This is a genomic window from Pseudomonas aestuarii, assembly GCF_027988105.1.
Classification (GTDB): domain Bacteria; phylum Pseudomonadota; class Gammaproteobacteria; order Pseudomonadales; family Pseudomonadaceae; genus Aquipseudomonas; species Aquipseudomonas aestuarii.
In genome coordinates, this window is sequence record NZ_JAQJZJ010000001.1 from 248,652 (window position 1) to 264,140 (window position 15,489).

The window sequence follows — 15,489 nt, forward strand, 5'->3', positions numbered from 1 at the left end:
TCCTGCCTTAACAGTCGGGTAGGGCGGGTGCAACCCGCCAGGGTAAAGGGTATGCAAGGCGCGGCGGGTTGCACCCGCCCTACGTCTCTGTCCAGCGCTGCGCTCAGCCGTAACGCTTCTGCGCCTCGATGGCCAGGCCGCTGCCGATGCTGCCGAAGGTGTTGCCTTCCACATGGCGGGCGTTGGGCAGCATCGCCGCGACACTCTGGCGCAACGCCGGGATGCCGCTGGAGCCGCCGGTAAAGAACACCGTATCGACCTGCTCGACGCTGACCCCGGCATCGCCGAGCAGTTGCGTCACGCTGGCGCGTACCCGTTCGAGCAGCGGCTCGATGGCGTTTTCAAACAGTTCGCGGGTCAATTCGGCAATCAGGCCAGGTTCTACCCGGCTCAGGTCGATAGGCCGGGCGTCCTCCTCGGTCAGGGCAATCTTGCTGTCTTCCACCTGCATCGCCAGCCAATGGCCGTCGCGCCGCTCGATCAGCTTGAACAGGCGGTCGATGCCGATCGGGTCGAGGATGTCATAGCGCATGCTCTGCAACTGACGCTGCGACTGCGCCGAGTAGACCGCGTTGATGGTGTGCCAGGTGGCCAGGTTGAGGTGGGTGCTGGTGGGCATCGGCGCGGCGCTCTTCATCCGGCTGCCGTAACCGAACAGCGGCATCACGCCCTGCAGGCTGAGTTGCTTGTCGAAGTCGGTGCCGCCGATGTGCACGCCGCCGGTGGCGAGGATGTCGTCATGCCGCTCGGCGACGCTGCGCCGCTCGGGCGCCAGGCGCACCAGGGAGAAGTCCGAGGTGCCGCCGCCGATGTCGACGATCAGCACCAGCTCCTCGCGGGCGATGCCCGACTCGTAGTCAAAGGCCGCGGCGATCGGTTCGTACTGGAAGGACACGTCCTTGAAACCGAGTTTGTGCGCCACCGCCACCAGGGTGTTCTGCGCCTCCTGATCGGCGAGCGGGTCGTCGTCGACGAAAAATACCGGGCGGCCGAGTACCACTTCCTCGAAGGGGCGCTGGGCCACGGCTTCGGCGCGAGTTTTCAGCTCGCCGATAAAGAACCCGAGCAGATCCTTGAACGGCAGGGCGCTGCCCAACACCGTGGTTTCGCTTTTCAGCAGCTTGGAACCGAGCAGGCTCTTCAGCGAGCGCATCAGTCGGCCTTCGTAACCTTCCAGGTATTCCTGCAGGGCCAGGCGGCCATAGACCGGGCGGCGCTCCTCAAGGTTGAAGAACACCACCGAGGGTAGGGTGATCTTGCCGTCTTCCAGTTCGATCAGGGGCTCGGCGTCGGGGCGCAGCCAGCCGACGGTGGAGTTGGAGGTGCCGAAGTCGATGCCGCAGGCGCGGGCGGGAGTGGAGAAAATCATGCGACGCGCTGTTCCTAGAAAAACGGCCGCGCATTCTATGGGATACGCCGCGCAAATGCTGCCGCAATTGGCCTATGCCGCGACGAACGATCCCCAGCCCAGGGTCAGCGCGGCCAGCGCCAGGTAGCGCCCGGTCTTGGCCAGGCCGACGATCAACAGAAAAACCCAGCAGCGCTCGCGCATCACCCCGGCGACCAGGGTCAAGGGATCGCCGATGATCGGCAGCCAGCTGAGCAGCAGCGACCAGCGTCCGTAGCGCGTATACCAGCCCTGCGCCTGCTGCAGGCGCTGCTCGTTGACCGGGAACCAGCGGCGCTGGCGGAAGTGCTCGAGGTAGCGCCCGAGCTGCCAGTTGACCAGCGAGCCGAGGACATTGCCGACGCTGGCCACTGCCACCAGCAGCCACAACAGGTAGGCATCGCTGAGCAGCAGGCTGACCAGCACCGCCTCGGAGCCCAATGGCAGCAAGGTCGCGGCGCCGAAGGCCGAGAGAAACAGGCCCAGGTAGGCGGAGAGGGTCAGCATCGTGGGCGCGCCTGGCGGCTAAGCGCCGCCGTAGCGGCAGGCGGACTTAGGATTCCTGCTCGACACCGGCCATGATCTCTTCCAGCTTCAAGCCGGTCAGGCCATGGATGGTGCGCCAGAGGTAATAGAAGATCGCCATCATCATGATCATCGAGGGGATGGCGATCATCGGGTAGCTGAGCAGATTCATGCGGCCCAATTCGGCATTGAAGGCCTCGCTGCCGGACGGGCTGATGACGATCCACTTGGCCAGCACATAGTTCATCGCCGAAGAAAAGAAGAAGGTGCCACTCAACCAGTAGGTGGCGGTCAGCAGGCGTGTTTCGAAATGCTGGGTATGACCGCCCTGTTCCAGGCGCTCATGGATCTTGTCGACATTGAGCACGCTTTTATTGAACAGCATGGTGCGGATCAGCGGGTAGCGGGTGCGGGTCGACACCAGAACGACAATGCCGATCAAACCAGGAACCGCGGCCTCCTTGATCGCCAGCCACTGGTTGTCCAGCTTGAGCAGGCCGATGCCGCCGGTCAGCAATACGCTGACCAGGCCGAGCAGGGCGATGAAGTTGAATTTACGGTACTTGACCAGCTCGAAGGTGCCCCAGCCGAGGGGGAACGCCAGTGCCAGGATCAGCGCGCCATCGGCACCGAGCCTGGCTTCGCCGCTGAGCTTCATGAGGATCAGCGAGGGAATCAGAATGCTGACCAGCAAATCCACAAGCGGGCGGGGTTTGTGTGTAACGGTGGAGCTGTGAGTGGTATCGGTCATGTCGATCAAGGCGCAGGGATGAAGGGTGATGATCGCCTGCCTGAGCCGCGACCGCCAGCCCAACCGACGGTTGGAGCATGACAAAGTTGTGCGCTGGCGAGCTGCGAACCGAGGACTGCCTCGCTTGGTATCCGGGATCGATGGCGGGCTCGGGGCGAATTTCAGCGGGGCGCCGATTTGAGCCGGGCCATTCGCTCAAGGCTCGCCGCGGGCCAGAAGGCCGAGCTGCGGTAGTACCCGGGCACCGCTGGAATGTCCTCGGGCAGCACCAGCCAGGGCAGTTTCGAGGCGGTGTGGATGTGAATATCCGGCGGGCAGCGCCACGCTTTGTCCAGGCTGCCCACGCGGACGAAACACAGGCTATCGCCGGCCGCCCCATAGTGGCTCCACAGGGCGACGTGGCAGCGCGGACAGCGGGCGATGCGCTGGCCCTTGCCGCTGGCGGACGGCGTATCGACCATCATTACGTCACCACTCAGCAGTTCCACCCGGCTACTTTCGATCAGGGCATTGAGGGCGAAGGCGCTGCCGCTTTCGCGCTGGCACCAGTTGCAGTGGCAGGCATGCACGAACAGCGGCGTTGCCGTCATGCGGTAGCGCACATGACGGCAACTGCAGCCGCCCTCATGGATGTGCTTGGGGTCGCTCATGAGCTGGTTTTCCCTGGCATCACTGACTTCAGTAAAGCAGAGCGACCAGCGGTGCCAGTCGGCGCTTGCAAATAATGCGTGGGTGGCGCATATGCGCACTTGAAGACTAATCGAAGAGGGTCAAACCATGGCAGGCGGATGGGCCAGCGACGGCGCCGTGCAGGAACAGATCGACAGCAGCATCGAGGATGCTATCGCCCAAGCTCGCAGCCAGCTGCCGCGAGGACAAAGCCTGAGTCATTGCGAGGAGTGTGATGCTGCCATCCCCGAGGCGCGGCAACTGGCCATCCCCGGTGTGCGCCTATGCGTCGCCTGTCAGGGTGCCCGTGATCAGGCGCAGAAGATCGGCGGTGGCTACAACCGGCGGGGGAGCAAGGACAGTCAGTTGCGCTGATGCGCAGAGGCGCGGGCGACGGAGGCCCTGACGCAGCTGGGTGGCGGCGCGCCGTCGACAGCAGTGGACTAGTCTTCAAGCATGGGGCTGCGCGGGCGCATGTCCCTGGGCGGGGGGGATTGTGCAAGTCTTTCCTGAGCAGAGGGGCAGACGCCATGAAGCTTCAGTCAATGTTACTCGGTGCCCTGGCACTGTCGTTACTCCAGCCGGCGGCTCTCGCCAAGGACAAGCGCGAATATACCGACGGCTTTCCACTCGGCGAATGTGATTTCGCCAGCGTCGGCGAGAATCAATACTTCCCGTTGCAGCCTGGCCGAGAGGCTCATTTCAATAACCTCCAGTGCGTTGCCGAAGGCGAGTGCGCCGAGGTCGAAGAGTTGGTCATCCGCGTGCTCAATGACACGCGCGATGTAACCCTCACCATCAATGGCGAGGCAACCACGGTGACCACCCGGATCGTCGAGGAAGTCGAGACGGTAGACGGGCAACTGGCGGAGATCTCCCGCAATTTCTTTGCCGAATGCGGCGCGACCCAGGACGTCTACTACTTTGGCGAAGAAGTGGATATCTACCAGGCTGGTGTGGTCGTCAGCCATGAGGGTGAATGGCTGGCCGGTACTGGCGCTGCATTGCCTGGCATCATCATGTCCGGCGGCGCCTTTCTGTTGGGCGCGCGTTATTTTCAGGAAGTCGCGCCCGGGGTGGCCATGGATCGCGCCGAGCACATTGCCGCTGACCTTTCATCAGAGGTGGCAGGCGGAGCGATGGAGGGCTGGGTTGAGGTTGAAGAGAGCACCGAGCTGGATAAGAAATCGCGCTCGAGCAAGATCTATTGCCCAGGCGCGGGGCTGGTTGTCGATGATGACCTTGAACTGACATTTGTGCTGGAACCCTGAGCGCGTGGCAACAGCGGGGCGGATGCGCTGTCCGTGGTGGTGGTCAACCAGCGTGTTCGCCTCAACTCCGGGGCAATCATTGCCCGGGTAGCGTCGCAATGGCGTGGTTGAGCCGATCCATCTCCTCTGGCGGCACATCCTTGCCGCAGACAATGTAGCGTTCCAGGCCTGGCGGCATATCGCCGAATTGATATTCGGCGATCTGACTCAGCGCCTGATCCTGGCTGCGCAGGTAGTGCCAGTCAGCCTGGTCCGCCAGCATGTAGTCGATGCGATTGGCCGCCAGCATGGCGATCATGCTGGCGGGCGACACCGTGACGCGTTCAACCCGGTTGGCGCTGTGGGCGATCTGCCGGTCCAGGATGGGACCGTAGGACACCCCGTCGACCACCCCGAGGGAGATGTTCGGATCGGCCATCAGGGCAGCGAAGCTGGCGTGGGCCTGGATCGAGGCGAGCGCCTGGGGGCTGACCAGAAGCAGCTGAGGCGGGTCGACATGAAACGCCAGGCTGAACTGGGCAATTTGCTCGCGCTCCGGCAAGCGATACCAGCCGATCGAGCAGTAGCGGGCCTTGCCCCGCCGCAAGTCTCGCCAGATGCGCTTGGATGGGCGCTCGACAAATACTGCGGGTACCTCGGCCAGGGCAAATAGGCGTTTGGCGCGTAGCAGCAGGAATCCTCGCGCCCTACCGTTTTCCAGGTAGTGGTAGGGCGGCTTGTCACGCCAGGCCACGGTAATGGGCTCGGCCGCCGAGGCAGGCAAGAGCGGCAAGCAGCACGCCGCGCCGATCAGCAGCAGCGCTCTCATGTGCGGTGCTCATTGCAGGTCATGCTCATACGCTCTCCGGCGTGATTCGCTCAGTTCCTGAACGCCTTGCTTGACGGGTACTGCACGCAGTATCGCCGCGGCTCTGGTGCCGGGCAATCCTGGCGGCGGTGGGTTGCTGGCGTTTTGGCTTGCCTGGTGGTATCTGCCGAGTGGCGCGCACACAACGCCAGGCGCCCGCGCATTCGAAGTAATGCTGAAGGATGGCCGGTGGCTCATCTATAATTCGTCGCAATGGGTGTCATCCGTGATTCAAGAGGCCGGTCGATGACTGCACAACAAAGTGATCCGCTGGCGAAGGGCGCCCGGACCTGGGGCATGGCGCTATCAGCAGGGCCTCGAATCCTGGTGCGCAGCTTATTGCTCTGCAGCCTGTGGCTGTGTGGCGTATCCACTGGCCAGGCCACCGAGTTGCTGTTGTATACCGAGGAAAATCCGCCGCTGAACTTCAGCCGGGGAGAGCAACCCACGGGTTTTGCTACGGAGATCATCGAGCAACTGGCGGCGCGTACCGGAGATACGGTGCGCATTGAGCTGGGCCCCTGGACCCGTGGCTACAGCAAGGCGATGAACGAGCGCAATGTCGGCGTCTTCAGCACGGCGCGCATCGCCGAGCGGGAAACGCACTTTCAGTGGGTCGGGCCGCTGACCCAGACCCTCAACCGCTTCTACACCCGCAAGGGCTCCGGCTTGCAAGTTGCCAGCCTGGAGGCGGCGCAAGCCAGGCGCCTGGTCCTGCCGCGCCAGTGGTACAGCTACGAGTACCTGGCGACCCAGGGTTTTCGCAATATCTACACGGTGACTTCTGCCGAGAAGATGATGCAGATGTTCAGCAAGGGCCGCGCCGATACGCTGGCAGTCAGCGACATTGCCCTGCCGGGCCTGCTGGCCATGGTCGGCATGACCCCCGATCAGGTCGAGCCGCAGTTCGTCTTCCTCCAGCATGAGTCGTACCTGGCTTTTTCCCCCGCCACGGACCAGGCAGTGGTGGCGCGCTGGCAACTCGCGCTGGATGAGCTCAAGCGCGACGGCAGTTTTACCAGCACCTTTCAGCGCTGGTTTCCCCATCAGGACGTGCCGCCGCGTTTGATCGAGGCCAGCCGCTAGCTCAGAACAGGAAATAGCGCTGCGCCATGGGTAGCACCTCGGCCGGTTCGCACCAGAGCAGTTGGCCGTCAGCTTTCACCTGGTAGTTCTGCGGGTCGACCTCGATGTTCGGCAAATAGTCGTTGTGGATCAGGTCAGTCTTCTGCACTTCGCGGCAGCCCTTGACCACGGCGATCTGCTTCTTCAGTCCCAGCTGCTCCGGCACTCCGGCGTCCAGCGCCGCCTGGCTGATGAAGGTCAGGCTGCTGGCGTGCAGGCTGCCGCCGAAGCTGGCGAACATCGGTCGGTAGTGCACCGGCTGCGGCGTCGGGATCGAGGCGTTGGCGTCGCCCATCAGGCTGGCGGCAATCGCTCCGCCTTTCAGAATCAGACTGGGTTTGACCCCGAAGAACGCCGGGCGCCAGAGCACCAGATCGGCCCACTTACCCACCTCGATCGAGCCCACTTCATGGCTGATGCCATGGGTGATGGCCGGGTTGATGGTGTACTTGGCGATGTAGCGCTTGGCGCGGAAGTTGTCGTTGCCTTCACCGTCTTGTGGCAGTGGGCCGCGCTGTTTCTTCATCTTGTCGGCGGTCTGCCAGGTGCGCAGGATCACTTCGCCGACGCGGCCCATGGCCTGGCTGTCGGAGCTGATCATGGAAAACGCCCCGAGGTCGTGGAGGATGTCCTCGGCGGCGATGGTCTCGCGGCGGATGCGGCTTTCGGCAAAGGCCACGTCCTCGGCGATGCTCGGGTCGAGGTGGTGGCAGACCATCAGCATGTCCAGGTGCTCGTCGATGGTATTGCGGGTGAATGGTCGGGTCGGGTTGGTCGAACTGGGCAGCACGTTAGGCAGGCCGCAGGCCTTGATGATGTCCGGCGCGTGACCACCGCCGGCGCCCTCGGTGTGGTAGGTGTGGATGGTGCGGCCCTTGAATGCGGCCAGGGTGGTCTCGACGAAGCCGGACTCGTTGAGGGTGTCGGTGTGGATCGCCACCTGCACGTCGTACTGGTCTGCCACGGAGAGGCAGTTGTCGATGGCGGCCGGGGTGGTGCCCCAGTCTTCATGTAATTTCAAACCGATGGCGCCGGCCTTGACCTGCTCAATCAGCGGCTCGGGCAGCGAGGCGTTGCCCTTGCCGGTGAAACCCAGGTTCATCGGGAAGGCGTCGGCGGCCTGGAGCATGCGCATCATATGCCAGGGGCCGGGGGTGCAGGTGGTGGCATTGGTGCCGGTGGCCGGCCCGGTGCCGCCGCCGATCATGGTGGTCACCCCGCTCATCAGCGCCTCCTCGATCTGCTGCGGGCAGATGAAGTGGATGTGGCTGTCGATGCCACCGGCGGTGAGGATCATGCCTTCGCCGGCGATTACCTCGGTGGCGGCACCGATGGCGATGTTCACGTCGGGCTGGATGTCCGGATTGCCGGCCTTGCCGATCGCGGCGATGCGCCTGTCCTTGAGGCCGACATCGGCCTTGACGATGCCCCAGTGGTCGATGATCAGCGCGTTGGTGATGACGGTGTCGACCACATCTTTAGCGCAGAGCTGGCCCTGGCCCATGCCGTCACGGATCACCTTACCACCGCCGAATTTCACCTCCTCGCCGTAGTGGGTGAAGTCCTTCTCGACTTGGATCCACAGCTCGGTGTCGGCCAGGCGCACCTTGTCGCCGACGGTGGGGCCGAACATGTCGGCGTAGGCTTGGCGGGAAATCTTCATCAAAAAAGTCCTGAGACAGTGCGTTTGCTTAAGTGCTGTGGGAGGGGCCGGGCGGTACTCCGTTTTAGCCGCTAATAGAGCAACATCCTCGCGGCTAGAGCCCCTCCCACAGGCCCTGAAATGCGCTCAATCCAGCTCGCCCATCACCCGGCCGGCAAAGCCGAAGACACGGCGATGACCCGCCAGCTCGACCAGTTCCACCTCGCGGCTCTGCCCCGGCTCGAAGCGCACTGCGGTGCCGGCGGCGATGTTCAGGCGCATGCCGCGTGTACTCGGCCGATCAAAACTGAGCGCATCGTTGCTCTCGAAGAAGTGATAGTGCGAGCCGACCTGGATCGGCCGGTCGCCGCTGTTGGCCACGCTCAGGGTCAGGGTGCGGCGGCCGGGGTTGAGTTCGATCTCGCCAGCCTGGATCTGGTACTCACCGGGAGTCATGTGCTCGCTCCGTGCAGGGTCTTGAAGTAGAGGGCGGTCGAGTGATAGTCACCGTTGGGGCCGCAGGTGTAGTCCGGGATCTCGCCCACCCGGGTGTAGCCGAGCGCACGGTAGAAGGCTTCCGCCGGGGCGCCGACCTGGGCGTCGAGGGTCAGCAGGCCGCGCTGGTGTAGCCGCGCTCCCTGCTCCAGGGCCGTCATCAACTGCTGGCCGAGACCATGGCGTTGCGCCTGTCGCCGCACCAGCATCTTCTGCACCTGGGCCCGGTGGCCAGCGTCGGGCTGCTGGCACAGCTCGAGCTGCACGCTGGCCTGCACCTGCTCGTCCCTGACTACCACCCAGAGCAACAGGCTGCCCTGCTGGATATCGCTGAGTACCTGGTCGAAATAGTCGCGCGCCTGCGCGGCATCCAGGTCGGCCCTGAACCCTAACGACCAGCCCTGGCCGACGGCTTCGAGTAACAGCTCGATCAGGCCGGGGCGGTAATGGGCGAAGCTTTCAGCGGTGACGCGACGCAGCTGGGCAGTATTCATCCTGGGTCACTCCGTATCGGCAGTCGGCGGCTCCGCGCCGGGGTTGAGGGTCAATTGCATCAGGGTCAGGTTGAGCCAGCGGCCGAACTTGCAGCCGACCTGGGGCATCTGCCCGCAGGTGACGAAGCCCTGGCGCTGGTGCAGGCGGATCGAGGCGGCATTGCCGCTCTCGATGGCGGCGACCATCACGTGCTTGGCGCAGGTCCGGGCGCGCTCGATCAGCGCACGCAGCAGCGCCGGGCCGAGGCCCAGGCCGCGCTGGTCGGCGCGCACATAGACCGAGTGCTCGACGCTGTGGCGGAAGCCGTCGAACGGCCGCCAGTCGCCGAACGCGGCGTAGCCGAGTACCGCGCCGGTGGCATCGCGCGCCACCAGGACCGGGTAGCCCTGCTGCTGGCGCGCGGCGAACCAGGCCTGGCGGTTGGCCAGGTCGACCGGGCTGTCGTTCCAGATCGCCGTGCTGGTGAGTACGGCGTCGTTGTAGATGGCCAGGATGCCGGGCAGGTCGGCGGTGGTGGCGTCGTCAATGTGCATGGCGTCACGCGATCGGTTGGTGGACGGTCACCAGCTTGGTGCCGTCGGGGAAGGTGGCTTCGACCTGGATCTCCGGGATCATCTCCGCCACGCCCTCCATCACCTGGTCACGGCTGAGCAGGGTGGTGCCCAGGTGCATCAACTCGGCCACGGTGCGGCCGTCGCGGGCGCCTTCGAGCAGGGCGGCAGAGATGTAGGCCATGGCTTCCGGGTAGTTGAGCGTAACGCCACGGGCCAGGCGCCGTTCGGCCACCAGGCCGGCGGTGAAGATCAGCAGCTTGTCTTTCTCTCTCGGGGTCAGGTCCATCAGGTGCTCCAGATTCGTGGGGGCACGGCCGGGCGGCCGAGCAGGGCGGGCCGCAGCAGGCGCCAGAGATCGATCAGCCAGGCGCGGGCCTGCAGGGCCTCGGCGGCCAGGCAGCGGGCCACCAGCAGGCCGGGTAATTGGCTGAGGTCGCCCCGCACGGCAGTGGCCAGGTTGCGGCAGCATTCGAGCAACGCGGCGTCGATTTCGCCACTGATCAGCAGGGTGGCGAATACCGGCTGACCAGCCAGGCCGATCGGCGAGTCGAGCAGGCCGTCGTCGCCTTCGATGCGCTGGCGCTCGTGCCAGAGCAGCTGGCCGTCGCGGCGGATATTCAGCTGCGATTGGAAGTGACCGGCGTCGAAGCGTTCGCCGCTGGCCGGGCGGCCGAGGGCGACCAGGTCCCAGTAGAGCAGCTTGGCATCGCCAAGCAGTTCGATATCGGTCTGCAGTTCGGCCTGGGCGCCGGCGTAGACGATGCTTTCCTGGGGCAGCCATTCCAGGGTGGCAGCGGCTTCGACGCGCAGCTTGAGGGTCTGGTAGGCCGGGCCGGCGGCGCGGTACCACTTGGCCGCGCCGGGACTGGTCAGCTGCGCCCAGGCGCCCGCGCCGACCGTCGCGCTGATATCCAGGCGGTCGCCGCCGGCGATGCCACCGGGCGGATGGACGATGATGTGCTGGCAGACCTGCTGGCCTTCGGCATACAGATGCTTCTGCACCCGCAGCGGTCCCTGATGGCGGCGCAGCACCGGGCGCGTGCTGTCACCGCAGCGGGCATAGCCGAGTTCGAGCTCGGCGTGCCAGCTGGGGGCGAACAGGGCGGCGGGTGCATTCATGGTCGGTCCGGAATCAGCAACATGTTGGGGACAGAGCAATTGCCGTGCCTCCTGCGCCAGGACAGTGCGGATCGGCCGGCCCTCTGGCCGTTTCCCCATGATCAGCCCGACCAGCGCAGCGGGCGTCGTGCTCCGTCTTGGTGCGTGGTGGCGTGCCTCAGGCCCGGGTTGCCTGTCAGTGGTGCAGGCCGGCCGGCCTCAGATCGCCACCAGGCCGCGCACGCCGTCGGCCGCCATGGCCTCGCCACGGCCTTGCTGGACGATCTCGCCACGGCTCATCACCAGGTACTGGTCGGCCAGTTCGGCGGCAAAATCATAGAACTGCTCGACCAGCAGGATGGCCATGTCGCCGCGCTCGGCGAGCGTCTTGATCACCACGCCGATCTCCTTGATCACCGACGGCTGGATGCCTTCGGTGGGCTCGTCGAGGATCAGCAGGCGCGGCTGGCTGGCCAGGGCGCGGCCGATCGCCAGCTGTTGCTGCTGGCCGCCGGAGAGGTCGCCGCCGCGGCGTTGCTGCATCTCCTGCAGCACCGGGAACAGCTCGTAGATAAATGCCGGGACGCTCTTGGCTTGCTTGGCGCCGAAACGGGAAAGTCCCATCAGCAGGTTTTCCTCCACCGTCAGGCGGCCGAAGATTTCCCGGCCCTGGGGTACGTAGGCAATGCCGGCCTGCACGCGCTGGTGCGGCTTGAACGTGGTGATCGTCTGGTTCTCCCAATGCACCCTGCCTTCCTTGCTGGGCAGCAGGCCCATCAGGCATTTCAGCAGGGTGGTCTTGCCCACGCCGTTGCGCCCGAGCAGGCAGGTGACTTCACCGACCCTGGCCTCGAACGACAGGCCGCGGAGGATATGGCTGCCGCCGTAGTACTGATGCAGTTGTTCAACTTGCAGCATAGTGGTGTCCTTCATTCATCTTGTGGGAGGGGCCGGGCGGCTACTCGGTTCGCCGCCCGGCCCCTCCCACGGGTATGCACTAACGGCCCAGATACACCTCGATCACCCGCTCGTCGGCCTGCACCTGCGCCAACGAGCCTGCGGCCAGCACGCTGCCCTGGTGCAGCACGGTGACGTGGTCGGCGATCGAGCCGACGAAGCCCATGTCGTGCTCGACCACCATCAGCGAGTGCTTGCGTGCCAGTGACTTGAACAGCTCGGCGGTGAACTCGGTCTCGGCGTCGGTCATGCCCGCCACCGGCTCATCGAGCAGCAACAGTTGCGGGTCCTGCACCAGCAGCATGCCGATCTCCAGAAACTGTTTCTGGCCGTGGGACAACAGGCCGGCCGGGCGCTGGCGTGAGCCGTCCAGCTTGATGGTGGCGAGTACCTCGTCGATCCGGTCGCGCTGTTCGCCGCTGAGCCTGGCGCGCAGGCTGGCCCATACCGTCTTGCTGGTCTTCTGCGCCAGTTCGAGGTTTTCGAACACGCTGAGCGCCTCGAACACCGTGGGCTTCTGGAACTTGCGACCGATGCCGGCCTGGGCAATCTCGACTTCGCTCATCCGGGTCAGGTCGAGGGTTTCGCCGAAGTAGGCGACGCCGTTGTCCGGGCGGGTCTTGCCGGTGATCACGTCCATCAGGGTGGTCTTGCCGGCGCCGTTGGGGCCGATGATGCAGCGCAACTCGCCGACACCGATATACAGGCACAGGTTGCTCAGGGCCTTGAAGCCATCGAAGCTGACGTTGATGTCTTCCAGGGTGAGGATGGTGCCGTGGCGAATGTTCAGGCCCTGGCTGGCGGCCGTGCTGGCGCCAATGGCGTCGCGGCCGCTGCCGGCGGGGTCGAAGGCGGGTTCGAGCATGAGTTCGGGGTTGGCTGTGCTGCTCATTGTTCACCTCGCTTGCGCAGCAGGCCGATCACGCCCTTGGGCAGGTACAGGGTGACGCCGATAAACAGCGCGCCGAGGGCGAACAGCCAGTATTCGGGGAAGGCCACGGTGAACCAGCTCTTCATGCCGTTGACCAGGCCGGCGCCGAGCAGCGGACCGATCAGCGTGCCGCGCCCGCCGAGGGCGACCCAGACGGCGGCCTCGATGGAGTTGGTCGGCGACATTTCGCTGGGGTTGATGATGCCCACCTGCGGCACATAGAGCGCGCCGGCCAGGCCGCAGAGCACCGCACTGAGCACCCAGATGAACAGCTTGTAGCCGCGCGGGTCGTAGCCACAGAACATCAGGCGGTTCTCGGCATCGCGCACGGCGGTCAGCACCCGGCCGAACTTGCTGCGCGCCAGTTTGAAGCCCAGGTAGAGGCTGCCGACCAGCAGCGCCAGGGTGGCGATGAACAGCGCCGCACGAGTGCCCTGCGCAGTGATGTCGAAGCCGAGGATACGGGTGAAACCGGTAAAGCCGTTGTTGCCGCCAAAGCCGGTCTCGTTGCGAAAGAACAGCAGCATGCCGGCGAAGGTCAGAGCCTGGGTCATGATCGAGAAGTACACGCCCTTGATCCGCGAGCGGAAGGCGAAGAAGCCGAACACCAGGGCCAGCAAGCCGGGGGCCAGGACCACCAGACACAGCGCCCAGAGGAAGTTCGAGGTGCCGTACCAGTACCAGGGCAGCTCGGTCCAGGCCAGGAAGCTCATGAACGCCGGCAGGCCATCGCCTGCGGCTTCGCGCGACAGGTACATGCCCATGGCGTAACCGCCGAGGGCGAAGAACAGGCCGTGGCCGAGCGACAGCAGGCCGGCATAGCCCCAGACCAGATCGAGCGCCAGCGCGACTATGCAGTAGCAGAGGATCTTGCCGACCAGGGTCAGGGTATAGGCCGAAACGTGCAGGACGTTATCCGCCGGCAGCAGGTGCAGCAGCGGCAGGGCGATCAGCACGGCGAGCACCAAGGCGCCGACGCCGAGGGTGACTTTCGGGCCGGCTTTCTGCGCAACGGTGATGGCGAGTGGCTGATTCATGCGCGGCCGTCCTGGTGCGGGTCGATGGCGGAGGTGCCGGTTGTGGCGGGTGTCACCCGGCCTATGGTCGAGGGATAACGGTCGGCAAGCTTCAATCGATCACCCTTCCTTTCAGTGCGAACAGTCCCTGCGGGCGCTTCTGGATAAACAGAATGATCAGCCCGAGGATGAGGATCTTGCCCAGCACGGCACCGATCTGCGGTTCGAGAATCTTGTTGGCGATGCCCAGGCCGAAGGCCGCCATCACGCTGCCGGCCAGCTGACCGACGCCGCCGAGGACCACCACCAGGAAGGAGTCGATGATGTAGCTCTGGCCCAGGTCCGGGCCGACGTTGCCGATCTGACTCAGGGCCACGCCGCCGAGCCCGGCGATGCCCGAGCCGAGGCCGAAGGCGAGCATGTCCACCCGTCCGGTCGGCACGCCGCAGCAGGCCGCCATGGCGCGGTTCTGCGTCACCGCACGGACGTTGAGGCCCAGGCGGGTCTTGTTCAGCAGCAGCCAGGTCAGCACCACCACGCACAGGGCGAAGCCGATGATGACGATGCGGTTGTACGGCAGCACCAGGTTCGGTAGCACCTGGACGCCGCCGGACAGCCAGTAGGGGTTGGCCACTTCGACGTTCTGCGCGCCGAACAGCAGCCGTACCAGCTGGATCAGGATCAGGCTGATGCCCCAGGTTGCCAGCAGGGTTTCCAGTGGCCGGCCGTAGAGGTGGCGAATCACCGTGCGCTCCAGGGCCATGCCGATGGCGGCAGTGACGAAGAAGGCCACCGGCAGCGCCACCAATGGGTAAAGGGCGATGGCTTCCGGGGCGAAACGCTGGAACAGCAGCTGCACCATGTAGGTGGCGTAGGCGCCGAGCATCAGCATCTCGCCGTGGGCCATGTTGATCACCCCGAGCAGGCCGAAGGTGATGGCCAGGCCGAGGGCGGCGAGCAGCAGGATCGAGCCGAGCGACAGGCCGCTGAAGGCCTGGCCGAGCAACTCGCCGATCAGCAGCTTGCGCTTGACCTGGGCCAGGCCGGTCTGCGCGGCGGTGCGCACCCCGGCATCGTCCTCCACTGCCGGATCGAGCAGGGTTTCCAGGCGGGTCCGCGCCAGCGGATCACCGGTTTCCCCGAGGAGGCGCACGGCCGCCAGACGGATCGCCGGGTCGCGGTCGACCAGTTGCAGGTTGGCCAGGGCCAGGGTCAGGGCCGTGCGCACCTGAGCGTCGGTTTCGCTGGCGACGCGGGCATCGAGTAGGCCGAGTTGCGCCGGTTTGGCGCGCTTCTGCAGTTCCCGGGCGGCGGCCAGGCGTAGCGCCGGCTCTTCGGCGAGCAGTTGATGGCTGGCCATGGCGGTGCCAATCAAGCCGCGCAGGCGGTTGTTCAGGCGCAGTTTGCGCGGCGCTTCGGCGGGGGCAAACTCACCCTCGGCGGACTGATAAAGGCCATTCACTTCGATAAACGGATTTTTCCCGCTGTCGGCGGCCAGGCGGCCTTGTTGCAGGGCTTCGAGCAGCGGCAGGCGCGCGGCGTCGGGGGCGGCTGACCAGCTTTCCAGCAGTTTTGCCTGCTTGGACGGGCTGGCCGCGACGAAGTCGCTGGCATCGCCGGCATGGCCGGTGAGCGGCAGCAACAAGGTCAGCAATAGGAACAAACGGTACAAGGCAGTGGGCATATCAAGAACCCTTGGGACCACAGCGCAAGCCCCCTCGCCGCA

Annotated in this window: 17 protein-coding genes and 1 pseudogene; 3 read left to right on the forward strand and 15 right to left on the reverse strand. The window is 65.2% G+C overall.

Annotated features, from left to right (window positions below):
- Positions 1–103 precede the first annotated feature (103 nt).
- From PH586_RS01105 to PH586_RS01120, 4 genes are all read right to left on the reverse strand, one after another.
- Complete coding sequence (locus PH586_RS01105) at positions 104–1,369, reverse strand: Hsp70 family protein (RefSeq protein WP_271345926.1); 1,266 nt, start codon at positions 1,367–1,369, stop codon at positions 104–106.
- Between the two features lie 72 nt (positions 1,370–1,441).
- Positions 1,442–1,894, reverse strand: a complete 453-nt coding sequence (locus PH586_RS01110; RefSeq protein WP_271345927.1) for a YqaA family protein — start codon at positions 1,892–1,894, stop codon at positions 1,442–1,444.
- 46 nt (positions 1,895–1,940) lie between these two features.
- Complete coding sequence (locus PH586_RS01115; protein WP_271345928.1) at positions 1,941–2,663, reverse strand: VC0807 family protein; 723 nt, start codon at positions 2,661–2,663, stop codon at positions 1,941–1,943.
- A gap of 161 nt (positions 2,664–2,824) precedes the next feature.
- The gene (locus tag PH586_RS01120) at positions 2,825–3,313 is read right to left on the reverse strand and encodes a GFA family protein (protein ID WP_271345929.1); all 489 of its coding nucleotides are present in this window, start codon (positions 3,311–3,313) and stop codon (positions 2,825–2,827) included.
- Positions 3,314–3,440: 127 nt separating this feature from the next.
- On the opposite strand from PH586_RS01120, the gene PH586_RS01125 reads away from it, so the two are divergent.
- Together PH586_RS01125 and PH586_RS01130 are read left to right on the forward strand one after the other, a co-directional pair.
- Entirely contained in the window at positions 3,441–3,707 is a 267-nt protein-coding gene (locus tag PH586_RS01125) for a DksA/TraR family C4-type zinc finger protein (RefSeq protein WP_271345930.1), read from the forward strand.
- Positions 3,708–3,862: 155 nt separating this feature from the next.
- Positions 3,863–4,603, forward strand: a complete 741-nt coding sequence (locus PH586_RS01130) for a hypothetical protein (RefSeq protein ID WP_271345931.1) — start codon at positions 3,863–3,865, stop codon at positions 4,601–4,603.
- A 76-nt stretch (positions 4,604–4,679) separates the two neighbouring features.
- On the opposite strand, the gene PH586_RS01135 is transcribed toward PH586_RS01130, so the two are convergent.
- Positions 4,680–5,411, reverse strand: a complete 732-nt coding sequence (locus PH586_RS01135) for a substrate-binding periplasmic protein (RefSeq protein WP_271345932.1) — start codon at positions 5,409–5,411, stop codon at positions 4,680–4,682.
- 285 nt (positions 5,412–5,696) lie between these two features.
- On the opposite strand from PH586_RS01135, the gene PH586_RS01140 reads away from it, so the two are divergent.
- A complete protein-coding gene (locus tag PH586_RS01140; RefSeq protein ID WP_271345933.1) occupies positions 5,697–6,536 on the forward strand; it encodes a substrate-binding periplasmic protein in 840 nt (279 codons plus the stop codon).
- Between the two features lies 1 nt (position 6,537).
- Here PH586_RS01140 and ureC read toward each other — a convergent pair whose 3' ends face one another.
- The 10 genes and pseudogenes from ureC to urtB all read right to left on the reverse strand — a co-directional run bounded on the left by ureC (position 6,538) and on the right by urtB (position 15,447).
- The gene (ureC, locus tag PH586_RS01145; RefSeq protein WP_271345934.1) at positions 6,538–8,238 is read right to left on the reverse strand and encodes an urease subunit alpha; all 1,701 of its coding nucleotides are present in this window, start codon (positions 8,236–8,238) and stop codon (positions 6,538–6,540) included.
- 126 nt (positions 8,239–8,364) lie between these two features.
- Positions 8,365–8,673, reverse strand: coding sequence for an urease subunit beta (locus tag PH586_RS01150; RefSeq protein ID WP_271345935.1), 309 nt, complete (start codon positions 8,671–8,673; stop codon positions 8,365–8,367).
- Between the two features lie 92 nt (positions 8,674–8,765).
- Positions 8,766–9,206 (reverse strand): annotated as a pseudogene (locus PH586_RS01155) (N-acetyltransferase family protein); the annotation flags it as partial.
- A 6-nt stretch (positions 9,207–9,212) separates the two neighbouring features.
- On the reverse strand, positions 9,213–9,740 hold the full coding sequence (locus PH586_RS01160; protein ID WP_271345937.1) for a GNAT family N-acetyltransferase: 528 nt from the start codon (positions 9,738–9,740) through the stop codon (positions 9,213–9,215).
- A gap of 4 nt (positions 9,741–9,744) precedes the next feature.
- Positions 9,745–10,047 carry an urease subunit gamma gene (ureA, locus tag PH586_RS01165; RefSeq protein WP_271345938.1) on the reverse strand — a complete coding sequence of 101 codons (303 nt, stop codon included), beginning with the start codon at positions 10,045–10,047 and terminating at the stop codon, positions 9,745–9,747.
- Positions 10,047–10,880 (reverse strand): urease accessory protein UreD, encoded by an 834-nt coding sequence (locus PH586_RS01170; RefSeq protein WP_271345939.1) that lies wholly within the window; start codon positions 10,878–10,880, stop codon positions 10,047–10,049. Before PH586_RS01170 ends, ureA begins: the two co-directional genes overlap by 1 nt.
- A 198-nt stretch (positions 10,881–11,078) precedes the next feature.
- On the reverse strand, positions 11,079–11,777 hold the full coding sequence (gene urtE / locus PH586_RS01175; RefSeq protein ID WP_271345940.1) for an urea ABC transporter ATP-binding subunit UrtE: 699 nt from the start codon (positions 11,775–11,777) through the stop codon (positions 11,079–11,081).
- Between the two features lie 79 nt (positions 11,778–11,856).
- On the reverse strand, positions 11,857–12,708 hold the full coding sequence (gene urtD / locus PH586_RS01180; protein WP_271345941.1) for an urea ABC transporter ATP-binding protein UrtD: 852 nt from the start codon (positions 12,706–12,708) through the stop codon (positions 11,857–11,859).
- Positions 12,705–13,784: an urea ABC transporter permease subunit UrtC gene (gene urtC, locus PH586_RS01185; RefSeq protein WP_271345942.1), complete on the reverse strand. Its 1,080-nt coding sequence runs from the start codon at positions 13,782–13,784 to the stop codon at positions 12,705–12,707. Before urtC ends, urtD begins: the two co-directional genes overlap by 4 nt.
- A 91-nt stretch (positions 13,785–13,875) precedes the next feature.
- The gene (gene urtB / locus PH586_RS01190) at positions 13,876–15,447 is read right to left on the reverse strand and encodes an urea ABC transporter permease subunit UrtB (protein WP_271345943.1); all 1,572 of its coding nucleotides are present in this window, start codon (positions 15,445–15,447) and stop codon (positions 13,876–13,878) included.
- Positions 15,448–15,489: the final 42 nt, after the last annotated feature.

Bases quoted from the DNA above. Each gene is read 5' to 3' on its own strand.
- PH586_RS01150 (WP_271345935.1), bottom strand. From the start codon at position 8,673: ATGACTCCCGGTGAGTACCAGATCCAGGCTGGCGAGATCGAACTCAAC.
- PH586_RS01135 (WP_271345932.1), bottom strand. From the start codon at position 5,411: ATGAGAGCGCTGCTGCTGATCGGCGCGGCGTGCTGCTTGCCGCTCTTG.
- PH586_RS01105 (WP_271345926.1), bottom strand. From the start codon at position 1,369: ATGATTTTCTCCACTCCCGCCCGCGCCTGCGGCATCGACTTCGGCACC.
- PH586_RS01120 (WP_271345929.1), bottom strand. From the start codon at position 3,313: ATGAGCGACCCCAAGCACATCCATGAGGGCGGCTGCAGTTGCCGTCAT.
- urtC (WP_271345942.1), bottom strand. From the start codon at position 13,784: ATGAATCAGCCACTCGCCATCACCGTTGCGCAGAAAGCCGGCCCGAAA.
- ureC (WP_271345934.1), bottom strand. From the start codon at position 8,238: ATGAAGATTTCCCGCCAAGCCTACGCCGACATGTTCGGCCCCACCGTC.
- PH586_RS01110 (WP_271345927.1), bottom strand. From the start codon at position 1,894: ATGCTGACCCTCTCCGCCTACCTGGGCCTGTTTCTCTCGGCCTTCGGC.
- PH586_RS01130 (WP_271345931.1), top strand. From the start codon at position 3,863: ATGAAGCTTCAGTCAATGTTACTCGGTGCCCTGGCACTGTCGTTACTC.
- urtB (WP_271345943.1), bottom strand. From the start codon at position 15,447: ATGCCCACTGCCTTGTACCGTTTGTTCCTATTGCTGACCTTGTTGCTG.
- urtE (WP_271345940.1), bottom strand. From the start codon at position 11,777: ATGCTGCAAGTTGAACAACTGCATCAGTACTACGGCGGCAGCCATATC.
- PH586_RS01140 (WP_271345933.1), top strand. From the start codon at position 5,697: ATGACTGCACAACAAAGTGATCCGCTGGCGAAGGGCGCCCGGACCTGG.
- ureA (WP_271345938.1), bottom strand. From the start codon at position 10,047: ATGGACCTGACCCCGAGAGAGAAAGACAAGCTGCTGATCTTCACCGCC.
- PH586_RS01170 (WP_271345939.1), bottom strand. From the start codon at position 10,880: ATGAATGCACCCGCCGCCCTGTTCGCCCCCAGCTGGCACGCCGAGCTC.
- PH586_RS01160 (WP_271345937.1), bottom strand. From the start codon at position 9,740: ATGCACATTGACGACGCCACCACCGCCGACCTGCCCGGCATCCTGGCC.
- PH586_RS01115 (WP_271345928.1), bottom strand. From the start codon at position 2,663: ATGACCGATACCACTCACAGCTCCACCGTTACACACAAACCCCGCCCG.
- PH586_RS01125 (WP_271345930.1), top strand. From the start codon at position 3,441: ATGGCAGGCGGATGGGCCAGCGACGGCGCCGTGCAGGAACAGATCGAC.
- urtD (WP_271345941.1), bottom strand. From the start codon at position 12,708: ATGAGCAGCACAGCCAACCCCGAACTCATGCTCGAACCCGCCTTCGAC.